This is a genomic window from Pseudarthrobacter linnaei (assembly GCF_055412825.1).
The window spans coordinates 41,084-55,146 of sequence record NZ_JBVAYX010000023.1 but is presented as its reverse complement, the minus strand read 5'-3'; the positions used below and the strand labels follow the sequence as shown (position 1 = coordinate 55,146).

Here is a 14,063-nt window from a genome sequence, read left to right as displayed (position 1 = left end):
CCCTTGCCGCCGCAACCGGGGCGGACGCCGCCTCCCTTGCCGCCGCAACCGGGGCGGCGGCCGCCTCCGCCGGGGGTGGCGCCCGACCCGGCCGTCCGCCTGCCCTGAGCGTGGCCGGGCTGACCGTCCGCTACGGCGGCCGGCCGGACGCCGCCGTCGGGCCCCTGACCTTCACGGCAGCGCCGGGGCGCATCACCGCCCTCGACGGGCCCAGCGGCGCCGGCAAGAGTAGCGTCCTCGGGGTGCTGGCCGGCACCATCGGGACCGGCGGCGGCACGGACCAGGAAACCACCGTCACCGGACGCCTCGAAGGATTCACGGCCGCGGACCTCGCCTGGGTGCCGCAGCATCCCGTGATGGTGGCCCCCACCGTGCTGGAGGAGATCCGGCTGTATCTGGGATCCGCGCCGGGAGTTGCGGCGGACGGTGCCGGCGGCGATCCGGAGCACGCCGCGGCCCTGCGCTGCCTGGCTGCCTGCGCCGCGGAGCACCTGGCCGCGAAGCATCCCGCCGAACTCAGCCCGGGGGAGTTGCGCCGCGTCGCACTGGCCCGCGGCCTGGCGAGGATCGAAGCCGGCGCACGGGTGCTGCTGCTGGATGAGCCCACCGCCCACCTGGACCGGGAATCCGCCACCGCCGTGAGCCGTGCCATCGCCGCGCTCCGCGGAAAGGTCACCGTCCTGCTGGTGGCCCACGACCGGCTGACCCGGGAACTCGCCGACGATCTCGTGGCCGTGGCACCCGGGGCCACGGCGGCGCACGGCGCCGCGACATCCGCCGCCACAGCATCCGCCGCCACAGCGTTTGCCCCCACAGCGTTTGCCGCCACAGCAATTGCCCCCACAGCGTTTGCCCCGGCAGCGCCGGCTGCCGATGCGGCCACCGCCGCCGCAGCCGCACTGCTTGAACCCCGGCTTGAACGCCAGCCGGCCGCCGTCGGACAGCCCGGACCCGGGCAGTCCGGACCCGGGCAGTCCGGACCCCAGCCGTCCGACAAAAAGGATCCCCGCGGGCGGCACTCCGGACCGGCCGGACGCACCCCGCCCGGTGCCACGGCAACCCGGCTCCGCCGGCTGCTCGCACCCGTAGGAGCCAAGTTCGCCGCGGCCGGCGCCGTCGGCACCCTGGCGGCGCTGTTCGCCGTTGCCCTCGCCGGGCTCTCCGGCTGGCTGATCATCCGCGCCAGTGAGCAGCCGCCCATCCTGTACCTGCTTACCGCGATCGTGGGCGTGCGCTTCTTCGGCATCGGCCGGGCCGCGCTGCGCTATCTTGAGCGCCTCCTGCTGCACGACGCCGTCTTTGCGGCCCTGACCCGGCTCCGCGGCCGGCTCTGGGAGTCGCTGAGCCGGCGCGCCCTCTCGCTGCGCCGGCTGCTGCAGGGCGGCAACGTCCTGGGCACCGTGGTGGACGACGTCGACACGGTCCGGGAGCTCCTGCCCCGGGTGGTCCTGCCACCGCTCACCGCCGTGGCCGTCGCCGCTGCAGCCGTCGCCGGCATCGCACTGCTCCTGCCGGCCGCGCTCCCTGCCGTGATTGCCGCCGCGGTGCTGAGCCTCGTGGCGGCCCCCGCCCTGGCGCTGGCAGCGGACCGGATGTCCGCCGGCACCGAGCAGCGGCTGCGCTCCGGGGTCCTCCGCCAGGTGGCGGCCGCACTCGACGCCCGCGCCGAACTCCACGCCAATGGCGTCTCGGCGCCGGTACTCGCGGCCATCGCCCGCGCAGACCGCTCTGCCACGGCAGCCTCCCAGCGCTCGGCGTGGGCCGAAGGGCTCGGCCAGGGCCTGACGGTGCTGGCCTGCGGCACCGCCGCCCTGGCCAGCGCCGTGCTGGCAGCTCCGCTGGCCCTCAGCGGAGCCGTTGAGGCCTCCACCGTTGCTGTTGTGGTGCTGCTCCAGCTCGCGCTCGTCGAGCCCTACGCGGCCATCACGACGGCGGTCCGGCAATATCCGGCGCTGCGGGCCGTGCTGGAGCGCATCGGCGCCGCGGGCGTCCTGGACGACGGCGACACCGACGCGTCCGGCGGCCTGGTCCGGGTCGCCGGCCGGCCCGGAGACAGGCACGGGATCGAGATCCGGGACCTCGCGGCCGCCTGGCCCGGCGGGCCGCCGGTCTTCACCGGGCTCAGCGCCACGGCGGAACCCGGGCGCTGGCTCGCCGTTACCGGGACCTCCGGCTCCGGTAAGTCCACCCTGCTCGCCGTCGTCCTGGGCTTCCTCCCGGCCGCCAGCGGCCAGATCCTGCTGGGCGGGCGTGCCGCCTGGTGCCCGCAGGAGGCGCACCTCTTCGATTCGACCATCCGCGGCAACCTGCTGCTGGGGCTCCCGGAGAGCCGGCGCGGGGGAGAGCCGGAACCGCGGTTGCAGGACGCCCTGGCCGCGGTGGGCCTCGGACCGCTGATCGGGCGGCTGGAGCACGGCCTTGACACCCGGATCGGACCCGGCGGAGCCTTCCTCAGCGGAGGCGAACGCCAGCGCCTCGCCGTCGCCCGAACGCTCCTGACCGGTGCGGACGTGATCCTGCTCGATGAACCCACAGCCCACCTGGATGCGGAGTCCGGCCGGGCGATGCTGGCCGAGCTCCGGCACGGACTGCGGGACCGCACCGTGGTCCTGGTGACCCACAATCCGGACGACATCGCCGCGGACGACAGCCGGCTGGACCTAGACCGGGCGGCGGCAAGGTATGCTGCCGTGTCCCAGGCGCCAACACCGTTGCTGGCGCGGGGGTAGGCCGGCGGCTAGCCTGTTGCCATGAACGGATTCGCCGACCCCCTGGCCAGCCTGGACCCCGGCCTTCAGTGGCGGGCTGCCGGCACCGCGGACCTGGACGACTGGGCGGCACTGATCGCCCGGACCGCCGCCGTCGAACGGCCCGTCTGGTATGAGCGCCGCGCCGACCTGGAACAGGTCCTCGAATCACGGACGAACCCGGCCGCCGCGAACACAGTTCTCGGCTTCGACGCGCGGGGAGCGGCCCGGGCCTATGGCCGGATCACCAAAAACCCGGACGGCGAGAAGGCGATCGGGTACGGCTGCGTCGACCCGGCGTGGCAGGGACACGGAATCGGCACCGGGTTGCTGGGCTGGATGGAGGCGAGGACCCGGCAGCGTTTTGCCGAGGACGCGGTGCAGGGTTCCACCCCCAGGCTTCGGCTCCATATGGAGCAGCAGCACACGCACCAGGCCGCCCTGTTCGGGGATGCCGGCTACCGGATCGTCCGCTACTACAACGAGATGCACCGGCCCCTGGCGGACGGTCTTCCCGAGGCGGTGCTGGGCGAGGGGCTGGAACTCGTGGGCTTCGGGCCGGAGCTGCACGAGCCGGTGCGGCTCGCTCACAACGAGGCGTTCCGGGACCACTGGGGCAGCGAGCCGCGGGACGAGGAGGGCTGGGGCTTCGTGGTGAACGATCCGCTGGCCCGGCCGGACCTGAGCGCCGTCGTCGTGGAGCAGTCCACCGGAAGGGTGGCAGGCTACCAGCTCGCCAGCCATGACGCCGTCAGCGCCGGGGCGCGCGGCTACAAGGAGGGCTACACGGACCTGCTGGGCGTGCGGCGCGAGTTCCGCGGCCGCGGGGTGGCGCAGGCGCTCCTGGCCGACGCGATGCGCCGCTTCGCCGCGGCCGGAATGGACAAGGCCTCGCTCGACGTCGATTCGGAGAACCCCACCGGGGCCCTGGCCCTCTACGCCAAGATGGGCTACGTCGCCGTCAACACGAGCATGGCCTGGGACAAGGAACTGTAGCTACCCGTCCACATCGTGGAGATGGTGGACGACGTCGTGCAGGAAGTACTGCGAGAACGTCAGCACGGTGAACTCCGTGCCGTTGCTGCGGGTGCCCGTGCGGCCCCACTGGTCCTCCGGGACCCGTGCGAACGAAGCGGCTATCTGCTCGCCCTCCGCGGTCAGTTCCGCGCTGACCTCGGCCGGGTCGGCGTTCGCGTAGTCCTTCTCGACTGCGGTCACGTCCTGGTCCCAGTCACCGAACCGGGCGTCCTCCTCGCGGAGCATCAGGTCCAGCCGGTAGTCGAACAGGCTGAAGACGTCCCGGACATGGCAGGCGTACTCCAGCACGGACCACGTGTCCCCGTTCGGGCGTTCGGCCGCGTCCGGACGCCGCAGCGCGGCGCGCCAGCGCGGCAGCATGCTGGCCAGTTGCCCGGGCGCGGTGGCCGGTGTGCACGCCAGGACGTCGAAACCGCACTCCGGACAGGGACGCTCAAGCACCCAGGTCCAGTCCTTGTTGTCCGCGATGATAGGCATGCCTGCAGTCTAAACGCATTTTCCCGGAGCAAACGCGGGGCGCGTGCGCACCGCCAACACAGGCTGACACTGGACTTTTCCGAAAGTAGTGGTTTCTTGGGGGATGGATTAGTCCGAAGCACTTTCAGACCAAAGGGGCGCTCCTGCGATCCAACAAATGCGGGGCTGCGCAGCAAGTGGAACCCAGAGGATATTAGCCTTCGACACCAGGCGTGGGCCAAACATCGACAGAGGTGTGCACCCTTGAGCGGGGAGTGAGATAAAGCACGCCGGGTTCGCCGCAATTAAGGACCCTAAACCATGTCCGACTGCCCGGAAAACCCTTATCAGACGTTCCTGTCTGCAGAGCCCGCCCTTCGGCAAAACAAAGGTGTCATCTGCGCGGCGACGTAAGTCGCCCACGGGAGTCTACTTCTGCAGTCCATGCCGCCGGTGGCACCTCACCTCACCTCACCTCGAAGTCGAAGTCGAAGATTCCCCATTGGGCCCGACACCATTGCTTCGCCTGATTCCGTGCCTGCACCTGCGCAACCCCGGCCGTTCAGCACGAATGGCCGCAAAGGCGGGGGCCTGGTAGCGGCCACCTGTGGTGAATGGGTGAGCGATAGCGGCACGGGTGGCAAGGGTGAGCGGCGGGCGTGGCGGGTTCCCGGGCGTGCCGGAAGACTGTGCGACGGCCATAACCCCGGCGGGCCTAGGCTTCCGCTTCGGTGGCCGGCCGCCAGGACATGCTCGGACCGATCGCGTCGATGGCCTGGGAGAGCGGAATCCCGGACCCGTCGCGGCGGCCGTGTTCCCCGGGCAGGGATCGGGCCACCCCGGCCTGGGAGGACGCCTTCGCGGGGCCGTGGCCGGCCCACGCGAGCAGCAGGCTGTCCTCGCCCTTGAGGAACCGGTGCGCCCGGACCCCGGCGGTCGCGCGTCCCTTGGCTGGGTATTCGCTCAGGGCAGTGACCTTGGCGGCTCCGGGAGCGGTACCCGGGAGCGCCCCTTCCGTGCCGGCGATGGTGACCACGACGGCGTCGGTGTCGGCCGGGCTGGCGGCGCCGAAGAACATCACCTGGTCACCGGCAGCCAGCTTGATGCCGGCCATGCCGCCGGCGGTCCGGCCCTGCGGTCGGACCGCCGAGGAAGGGAAGCGCAGCAGCTGCGACTGCCGCGTTACGAAGACGAGGTCGACGTCGTCCGAACCCGCGGGGGCGACACCCACTACGGTGTCCTTGTCCTTGAGCGCGATGGCTTCCCAGTCCTCGCGGTTCAGCGGGTAGTCGGGCTGGACCCGCTTGACCACACCCTGGGCCGTGCCGATCGCCAGGACCTCATCCAGCGGCGCGAACGCCACCAGCGATTCGCCCTTGAGCAGGGTGATGAAGTCCTTGGCCGGCACACCGCCGGCCATGTTCGGGGTGCCCTGGGTCGGCGGCAGCACGGGCATGTCCATCACCTGAAGCCGGAGCATGCGGCCCTGCGAGGTGACGGCGGCAATCTCGCCCCGGGCTGAGGTCTTCATCACGGAGGTGAACACATCGTGCCGGGTCCGCGGGCCGGACTCGGCGAGGCTGTCCTGGTTGGCGGTGCGCGCGATCTGGCCGGAGGCGGTCAGGATCGCCCAGCAGGGATCGTCTGCGATTTCCAGGGCCAGCGGATTGGCCTTGCCCTTGGCTCCGGGCGCGGCGGCCAGGGCGGCGGCGACGGTGGGGGAGACGGCCTCGGATTCGAGCAGCACGGTCCGGCGCGGCGTGCCGTATTTCTCGGCGATCTCGGCCAGCTCGGAAGACACCAGGGCACGGAGCCGCTCGCTGGAGCCGAGGATGGCTTCGAGTTCGGCGATCTCCCGGCGCAGTTCCTCCTGCTCCTTCTCGAGTTCGATCCGCGAGTACTTGGTCAGCTGCCGGAGCCTGAGCTCCAGGATGTAGTTGGCCTGAATCTCGGAGAGGTCGTAGATGGACATCAGCCGGGTCCTGGCCGCGGCCGGCTCGTCCGAGGAACGGATGATCTGGATGACCTCGTCGATGTCCACGATTGCGATGAGGAGGCCCTCGACCAGGTGCAGGCGGTCCTTCTTTTTGCCGAGGCGGAAGGCGGTGCGCCGGCGCACCACGGTGATGCGGTGCTCCACATAGACGGTCAGCAGCTGCAGCAGCCCGAGGGTCTGCGGCTGCCCGTCGACGAGGGTGACGTTGTTGATGCCGAAGGAATCCTCCATCGGCGAGTAGCGGAACAGCTGCTGCAGCACGGCGTTCGGGTTGAAGCCGTTCTTCAGTTCGATCACGAGGCGCAGGCCGTGCTTGCGGTCCGTGAGGTCCACGATGTCGCTGATGCCGGCGAGCTTTTTGCCGTTGACGGCGTCCTTGATCTTCTCGATCACCTTTTCCGGCCCCACCATGTACGGCAGTTCCGTAACGACCAGCCCGGTGCGGCGGGCCGAAAGCTGTTCGACCTCGACCTTGGCGCGGGTCTTGAAGGAGCCGCGGCCGGTGGCGTAGGCGTCGCGGATGCCGTCCAGGCCCACGATCCGGCCGCCGGTGGGCAGGTCCGGGCCGGGGACGAACCTCATGATGTCCTCGAGGGTGGCGTCCGGGTGTTCGATCAGGTGCCGGGCCGCGGCGATCACTTCCACCAAATTGTGCGGGGCCATGTTTGTGGCCATGCCGACGGCGATGCCGGTGGCGCCGTTGACCAGCAGGTTCGGGAACGCCGCCGGAAGTACGTCCGGCTGGGTCAACTGGTTGTCGTAGTTGGGGACGAAGTCGACGACGTCCTCGTCGAGGTGGTCCGTCAGGGTCAGGGCCGCGGCCGCGAGGCGGGCCTCGGTGTACCGCGGGGCGGCCGGGCCGTCGTCGAGCGAGCCGAAGTTGCCGTGGCCGTCGATGAGCGGCAGCCGCAGCGAGAAGTCCTGCGCCATGCGCACCATCGCGTCGTAGATCGCGGTGTCGCCGTGCGGGTGCAACTTGCCCATGACCTCGCCCACCACACGGGCGCTCTTGACGTGGCCGCGGTCGGGCCGCAGGCCCATCTCGCTCATCATGTACAGGATGCGCCGCTGCACGGGTTTCAGGCCGTCCCGGGCATCCGGAAGTGCCCGCGAGTAGATCACCGAATAGGCGTACTCAAGGAACGAGCCTTCCATTTCGGAGGTGACGTCGATATCGACGATGTTTTCTACGAAATCCTGGCTGGCTTCCCCTGCCGGGGACGGGGTTTGGCGGCGGGCCATGAGGCTGGTGGGTCCTTCTGAGCGTTGCAGAACGAAAGCTGCGTAGGTTTATGACTAGGCTAAGCCTATGGTGGATCAGCCCGAGGACGGCGTATATCCGGAGTATTGGGAAGCAGATGTTGTGCTGCGCGACGGCGGGACGGCCCATCTGCGCCCGATCCACCCGTCCGACGCGGACGCGGTGCAGGCCTTTCATGTGGGGCAGTCGCAGAAGTCCATCTACATGCGGTTCTTCGCATTCAAGTCCAAACTCTCCGCCAAGGAACTCAAACGGTTCACGGAGGTGGACTACAAGGACCGGGTGGCCCTCGTGATCACCATCGGCGGCGTCATCATGGGCATCGGCCGCTACGACCGGCTGGACGACCCCGAGGAAGCCGAAGTCGCGTTCAACATCTCCGACGCGCACCAGGGCCGGGGCATCGGGTCCATCCTGCTTGAACACCTCGCCGCCGCCGCCCGCGAAAACGGGATCCGGAAATTCAGTGCCGAGGTGCTCCCGGAAAACCGCAAGATGCTCATGGTGTTCTCCGACGCCGGCTACGACGTCAAACGCCACTTCGACGACGGTGTGGTCAGCCTCGAATTCAACATCGACCCCACGGACAAGTCCCGTGCCGTGATGGAATCCCGGGAGCACCGCGCCGAGGCCCGCAGCATCCAGGAACTGCTCGCCCCGTCCTCCGTCGCCGTCATCGGGGCCAGCCGGAAATGGGGCACCGTGGGCTACCAGCTGCTGGAACACATCATTGAGGGCGGTTTCACCGGCCCGGTCTACGCGATCAACCCGGAAGCCTTCGAACTCGCCGGCATGCTTTCCTTCTCCAGGCTCTCCGAAGTGCCCGGGCCGGTCAAGCTCGCGATCATCGCCGTCCCGTACGCCGAGGTCCCCAAGGTGGTGGAGGAATGCGGCGCCGCCGGGGTCAAGGGGATCGTGGTGGCCACCGCCGGGTACGCGGACGACGGCGAACGCGGCCTCATCCGCCAGCGCGAACTCGTCCGGCAGGCCCGCGCCAACGGCATGCGCGTGATCGGCCCGGCCTCGCTGGGCATCATGAACACGAACCCCGCCGTGTCCCTGAACGCCTCGATGGCGCCCACGCTGGGCCGCCGCGGCGGCCTGGGGCTGTTCAGCCAGTCAGCAGCGATCGGCGTCTCGCTCTACGCGGCCTCCAGCCGGCGCCGCGTCGGGATCTCCACCTTCCTCTCGGCCGGGAACCGCGCCGACGTCTCCGGCAACGACATGATGCAGTACTGGGAGGACGACGCCGACACCACCGCCGTCGGGCTCTACCTCGAATCGATCGGCAACCCGCGCAAGTTTTCCCGCCTTGCCCGGCGCCTCGCCAGGACCAAACCGGTCATCGTGGCGAAGTCCGGCGCGATGGGCCTCGGGCTGCCTCCCGGCCACGCCGTCCGCACCACCCAGGCCCCGCCGGAGGCACTCGACGCGATGATGCGTCAGGCCGGGGTGATCCAAGTCGAGACCGTCGAACAGCTCATGGACGTCGCCCAGATCGTCTCTAGCCAGCCCCTGCCGAAGGGCCAGGGGATCGCTGTCTTCAGCAACTCCATGGCGCTCGGCAAGGTCGTCGCGGATAGCGCGGTGGCACATGGACTCGGTGTGGTGCGGATTGTCACCGACGTCGACCTGGACGCCGGGATGTCCGTGGCGCTGCCCGCGCTGCGGCGCAGCCTGCAGGAAGTCCTCACCGCGGACACTGTCCACGCCGTGGTGGTCGCGCTGCTGCCGGCCCACGGCCTTACCGTCGAGAAGATCGCCGGAGTGCTCGCCGAATGTTCGGTGGCGGCCGGCAAACCCGTGGTGGCGGCGTTCAGCGGGCTGCTGGACCCGTCCATCTACGTCGAAGGAATGGTCGGCGACGAGGAAGGGCCGACGGTTGTTCCCTGTTACTCCAACCCCGGCGCGGCAGTGGCTGCGCTGGGATCCGTGGTCCGCTACGCCCAGTGGCTGGACCGGGACCAGGGCCTGTTTGTGGAGCCCGAGGGCTGCGACCCGGAGGGCACCCACGAGGAGCTGGAGCGGCTGCTGGACCCGGTGGGCGGCGAGCAGCTGGTCCGGCTGGACGCCGAGACGGCCGCGGGCCTGCTGGCCCGCTACGGCATCCGGGTGGTCCCGTCGGTCGGCTTTGACACCGCCGACGAGGCCGTCGCCGCCGCGGACCGGCTGGGCTGGCCGGTGGCGCTGAAGACCACCGACCCCGCCCTGCGGCACCGGCTGGACCTCGGCGGGGTGCGCCTGGATATCCAGGATGCGGAGTCGCTGCGGCGGAATGTGCTGGAAATGCGCAAGTCTCTGGAACGCTACGGCTCGCCGTCGCTGGAAGTTCAGACCATGGCCCCGGTGGGGCAGGCCTGCACCTTCCGTGCCATCGAGGATCCGCTGCTGGGCCCGGTGGTGTCCTTCGGCCTGGCCGGTGACGCCGTTAACCTGCTGGACGACTGGGCCCACCGGGTGCCGCCGCTCTCCGGCTCGGACCTGCATGACTTCATCCGGGCGCCCCGGGCCTCGCGGAAGCTCTTCGGCTACCAGGGCCTGCCGGCGGTGGACGCCCGGGTCCTGGAGGACCTTGCCGCCCGGCTGACCAGGCTCAAGGACGACCATCCGGAAATCGCCATCATCGACTTCAACCCCGTGCTCGCCGGGCCGGAGGGGGCGTCGATCCTCGCGGTCGACGTCCGGATCGCCAACGCCGCCCAGCGCACCGACAGCGCCCGCCGCGCCATGCGCAGCTGACGCCCGGACGTGCGGCGGGGCGGGGCGGCTCCGCTGCGGGGCAGGTACGGGGCGGCCGCAGCCCGGCGGCGGGAGGCTGCAACCCGGCGGCGGGAGAGCCTCCCGACGGCAATGGTTAGCATGTCCCCAGCCGATCTGTGAAAATGGAGACCATGAGCTTTCAGTCTCCGACACCCAAGCCCCAGGCGACCGTCTCCGGACGCCCGGGCGGCGCGAACCACCACGGCCTGCATGACCACAGCGCGCAGGGTCAAAGCCTGGAAGGTGCCCTCCAGCAGGCCGGCTTCTACCCCCGGCTCGTGGCCGACGTCGTCGCCGACGCCCTCGACGGGCGCGACTGCGTGGCCCACCTGGTGCACCTGGAGACACACTTCGACCGCGCCGAGGTCCGCCGTCACATCACGGTGCTGGTCCTGACCGAGGACATGCTGGTCATCACCCACGTGGACGACCAGCAGCTTGACGAGGCGGGGGAGCAGACCGTCGCGCAGGTCTCCACGGAATCCGTGCCCGTGACACAGATCCGCTCCGTGGTGCTCAGCTACGTGTTCGCCCAGCCCCAGGACTACAAGTCCTCGGATCCGGTCCGCGAACTGACACTGTCCATCGCCTGGTCCGGCGGCCAGCGCCTCGACATGGGTCCGGCCAGCTGCGGTGACCCGCAGTGCGAGGCAGACCACGGCTACAGCGGCACCATCGCGCAGGAGGACATCGTCATCCGGATCAGCGCCGAAGCCGACGGGCTGCAGGCTGTCCAGGACGCCAAGCTGTTCGCCCGTGCCCTCCGTGCCGTCAACACCGGTTCCACCGCGCCCGTGCCGCACACCGGCCCCGGACTGCCGCCGCGCCCGCGGATGGGTGTTTTCGGAAGCCGCGCCAGCCGCGGCCACCAGCGCTGAGATGACACCGGTCCGCATGCCTGAGCCGCTGTCCACCGCCCAGACTCTCCCGCAGAGCCTGCCCGCAGGCCCGGCCTTCGGCGAACGCTCGATCGCCGAGGTGCTTACGAGCGCCGCGGCGAGTGTGGGTGTTCCCGGCTTCGAAAACCACCTGAACCTGCCCGCGGCCAAACGCATCTGCGTCGTGCTGGCCGACGGGCTGGGCCGTAACCTGCTCAAGCAGAAGTCGGCGCACACGCCGTTCCTGCGCGCCGTGATGCAGTCCGGCCAGGGGCAGGTGCCGGTCTCCCTGGATTCGGCGTTTCCGTCCACCACGGCAGCGTCCCTGGCCAGCTTCGGCACCGGACTCGCGGCCGGGCAGCACGGCATGGTGGGCTACGACGTGCTGGATCCGGACCAGGACCGGGTGGTCAACATGCTGGGCGGCTGGGACGCCGGCGTCGATCCGGAGCAGTGGCAGCCGTTCCCCACCGTCTTCCAGCGGGCCGCGGAGCACGTGGATGTCACCACCGTCAGCCTCCCGCAGTTCAGCGATTCGGCCATGACCCGGGCCGCGCTCCGGGGCGGCCGTTACGTCACGGCGACTACCTCGCATGCCAGGACCGCGGCCGCCGCCGAGACGATGGCCGGGTCCGGAGGGTCGCTGATGTACTTCTACGTCAACGAACTGGACAAGGCCGGACACCGCCACGGCTGCCAGTCGCCGCAGTGGGAACACCAGCTCGAGGAACTCGACGCGACGGTGAAACGGCTCAGCGCGACCCTGCCGGCAGGCACCACCATCCTGCTCACAGCAGACCACGGCATGCTGGACGTGCCGGAATCCCAACGGATCGACTACGCGGCCGACCCTGCCCTCGTGGCGGGTGTCCGCCATACCGCGGGCGAACCGCGAATGGTCCACCTTTATCTGGAGCAGTCGGAAGGCGAGTCCGGCCGGGTAGGGCTGCTGGAAGCCTGGCGGGCACGGTTCGGCGACCGTATCTGGGCCTTCACCCGGGAGGACGCCATCGCAGCGGGTCTCTTTGGTGCGGTCCGGGCCGAGGTCGTCCCTCGGATCGGCGACGTGATGATCGCGGCCAGGGATCCCCTGGCCTTCTATGACACCCGCCGGGTCCGGCCCACAGCTCTTGAAGTGGTGGGCCAGCACGGTTCGCTGACAAGAGCCGAACGCGAAGTCCCGCTGTTGTGTTTCCAGGCCGACGGAAAAAGGGCCCCCCGCGCCTGAATGCGCGTGGAGGCCCTGAAGCGCGTCGCCGCGCCGTGAATCCGTGCTGACTGCTAGTCCCCGCGGGCTCCGAAGACGATGTCATCCCAGCTTGGAATGCTGGAGCGCTTCGGCTTCGCCGGCTGGCGTTCGGGCTGCTCCGCGTCGCGGTCATCCCGGGCGCCGGCGGGGTCACGCTGCTGGCGCCGCGAGGTTCCGCCGCCCAGCAGTTCGTCCAGCCCCGGGCTGGAGGTGGGTCCCTGCTGGCCGGCGGGCCGCAGCTGCGAGGACGAGATGGTGATTTCCCGGGTGTCGGTGCTGACGCCGTCATGCAGTTTCAGGGCGTCGTCCGGTGCATCCTCCTGGCGGGGGGCCAGGCTGAGCCTTGACATGATCGAGGGCCTGCCGTCGCGGCGGCGTTCCCAGGGACCGGCGGCCGGCCGGGGTTCCGTGTCCGCTGCGTCCGGTATTTCCGGCCCGCCCGTTCCAGTTACGGCCGGTTCCGGCTCGGCCGGTGGCTCGGGCAGGACTTCGGAGGGCCTCGGGTGGGCCGCGGGAACACTGTTGGTCAGCAGCGTCGCGAGGGCGTCGTCGGCGTCCTCGTCCACTCCGAGGCGCTGCCCGCGGCGGGAGCGGAGCATGTCGAGCAGCCCGTCGGATTCCTGTTCCTGCTGCAGCTGGAGCTGCTGGACCACCTGGAGCTGGGCGGTGGCCGTGCGGGCGGCAGCGTCGGCGTCGGTTTCAAAATCAAAGGGCCGGTCCGAGACGGCAGTGAGCCGGCGTGCCGGAACGGGACCGTCGAGGGGCTCGAGTTCGCTGAGCTGCTGGGCCCAGCGGTTGGCGTTCTGCAGGGATTTGCGGGCCGGGCTGAAGGTCCACATGGCCGGTGGTTCCTCGCCGATGCCCGCCGGGCCGCCGGGCTTCGCCTCGAAGCGGGCCACCACGTTCCAGCTCCCGTCCGGGCGCCGCCACGAGTCCCACTCCACGGTGGCGGCATCAATGCCGTGCGCGCTGAGCCGGTGGTCCACCATCTCGCCGAGCGAGGCCGGCTGGTCACCGAATACGGAGCGGTACACGTCGTGGCCGGGGGCGGGGGCGGCGACCTCCACCTTGCGGGCCTGCCGGGCGACGTGCTCGCGCTCGGCGAGTACCGGACCCTCGTAGCGCTGGACCTTCGCGAGTGGAATCCCGGAGAGCTCCGCCACCTCCGCCGCCGTCGAGCCGCTGCGGATCCGCGCCTGGATATCGCGCGGAGACATGGCAATGGGCGCCGCGACCGCACCGGAGGCAGCCTTGGCTGTCGTCCGGCTGGCTGCCACCCGAAGTGCTTCATCGATTGGCAGCTGGAACATCTCGCCGCCGGCGCCGCTCAACAGGAGATGCTTCCCGTCGTCGTGGACGCCTACAAGCCGTAGATCCTGCATACAAATCCTCCACCCTGGCATTAATAACAATCGAAACTCTGCCACTGATGCGGCCGAATTCCGGTGAGGACGGAGGGCGCGCCGTCAATTTCCGCGAATTTCAGCCACTTTTTGGCCGCCCGGCGGGTCGGGCGCCCTCCGGGTCCGGGATGCCGCAGCCCGGGGGCCCTGGCCCGGACCAGACGACTCTGGCTTTCAACGGGCACTTAAGCAAAAATGACGCGACATCGGGCACAAAAACCGCGTGCCCGGCGTTGACATCGGAGAACCGATCCGGGGGCCCAGGGCTACCGCCC

At 70.2% G+C, this 14,063-nt stretch carries 8 protein-coding genes; 5 read left to right on the top strand and 3 right to left on the bottom strand.

Annotation, left to right across the window (positions count from 1 at the left end; all coding sequences use genetic code 11):
• The coding region (cydC, locus tag ACZYZ3_RS16235) for a thiol reductant ABC exporter subunit CydC (RefSeq protein WP_463964835.1) at positions 1-2,729 on the top strand (2,729 nt) is incomplete at its 5' end.
• Between the two features lie 21 nt (positions 2,730-2,750).
• Positions 2,751-3,743 (top strand): GNAT family N-acetyltransferase, encoded by a 993-nt coding sequence (locus tag ACZYZ3_RS16230; protein WP_463964834.1) that lies wholly within the window; start codon positions 2,751-2,753, stop codon positions 3,741-3,743.
• On the opposite strand, the gene ACZYZ3_RS16225 is transcribed toward ACZYZ3_RS16230, so the two are convergent.
• Both ACZYZ3_RS16225 and ACZYZ3_RS16220 read right to left on the bottom strand, forming a co-directional pair.
• The gene (locus ACZYZ3_RS16225; RefSeq protein ID WP_463964833.1) at positions 3,744-4,262 is read right to left on the bottom strand and encodes a DinB family protein; all 519 of its coding nucleotides are present in this window, start codon (positions 4,260-4,262) and stop codon (positions 3,744-3,746) included.
• 694 nt (positions 4,263-4,956) lie between these two features.
• Positions 4,957-7,479: a DNA gyrase/topoisomerase IV subunit A gene (locus ACZYZ3_RS16220; protein WP_463964832.1), complete on the bottom strand. Its 2,523-nt coding sequence runs from the start codon at positions 7,477-7,479 to the stop codon at positions 4,957-4,959.
• Positions 7,480-7,546: 67 nt separating this feature from the next.
• Between ACZYZ3_RS16220 and ACZYZ3_RS16215 the strand changes: the two genes are divergently transcribed.
• The 3 genes from ACZYZ3_RS16215 (at position 7,547) to ACZYZ3_RS16205 (ending at position 12,364) form a co-directional block, all read left to right on the top strand.
• On the top strand, positions 7,547-10,237 hold the full coding sequence (locus ACZYZ3_RS16215) for a bifunctional acetate--CoA ligase family protein/GNAT family N-acetyltransferase (protein WP_463964831.1): 2,691 nt from the start codon (positions 7,547-7,549) through the stop codon (positions 10,235-10,237).
• 152 nt (positions 10,238-10,389) lie between these two features.
• Positions 10,390-11,136 (top strand): DUF5998 family protein, encoded by a 747-nt coding sequence (locus ACZYZ3_RS16210; protein WP_463964830.1) that lies wholly within the window; start codon positions 10,390-10,392, stop codon positions 11,134-11,136.
• 16 nt (positions 11,137-11,152) lie between these two features.
• Complete coding sequence (locus ACZYZ3_RS16205; RefSeq protein ID WP_463964829.1) at positions 11,153-12,364, top strand: alkaline phosphatase family protein; 1,212 nt, start codon at positions 11,153-11,155, stop codon at positions 12,362-12,364.
• Between the two features lie 53 nt (positions 12,365-12,417).
• On the opposite strand, the gene sepH is transcribed toward ACZYZ3_RS16205, so the two are convergent.
• Complete coding sequence (sepH, locus tag ACZYZ3_RS16200) at positions 12,418-13,767, bottom strand: septation protein SepH (RefSeq protein WP_463964828.1); 1,350 nt, start codon at positions 13,765-13,767, stop codon at positions 12,418-12,420.
• Between the last annotated feature and the right edge of the window lie 296 nt (positions 13,768-14,063).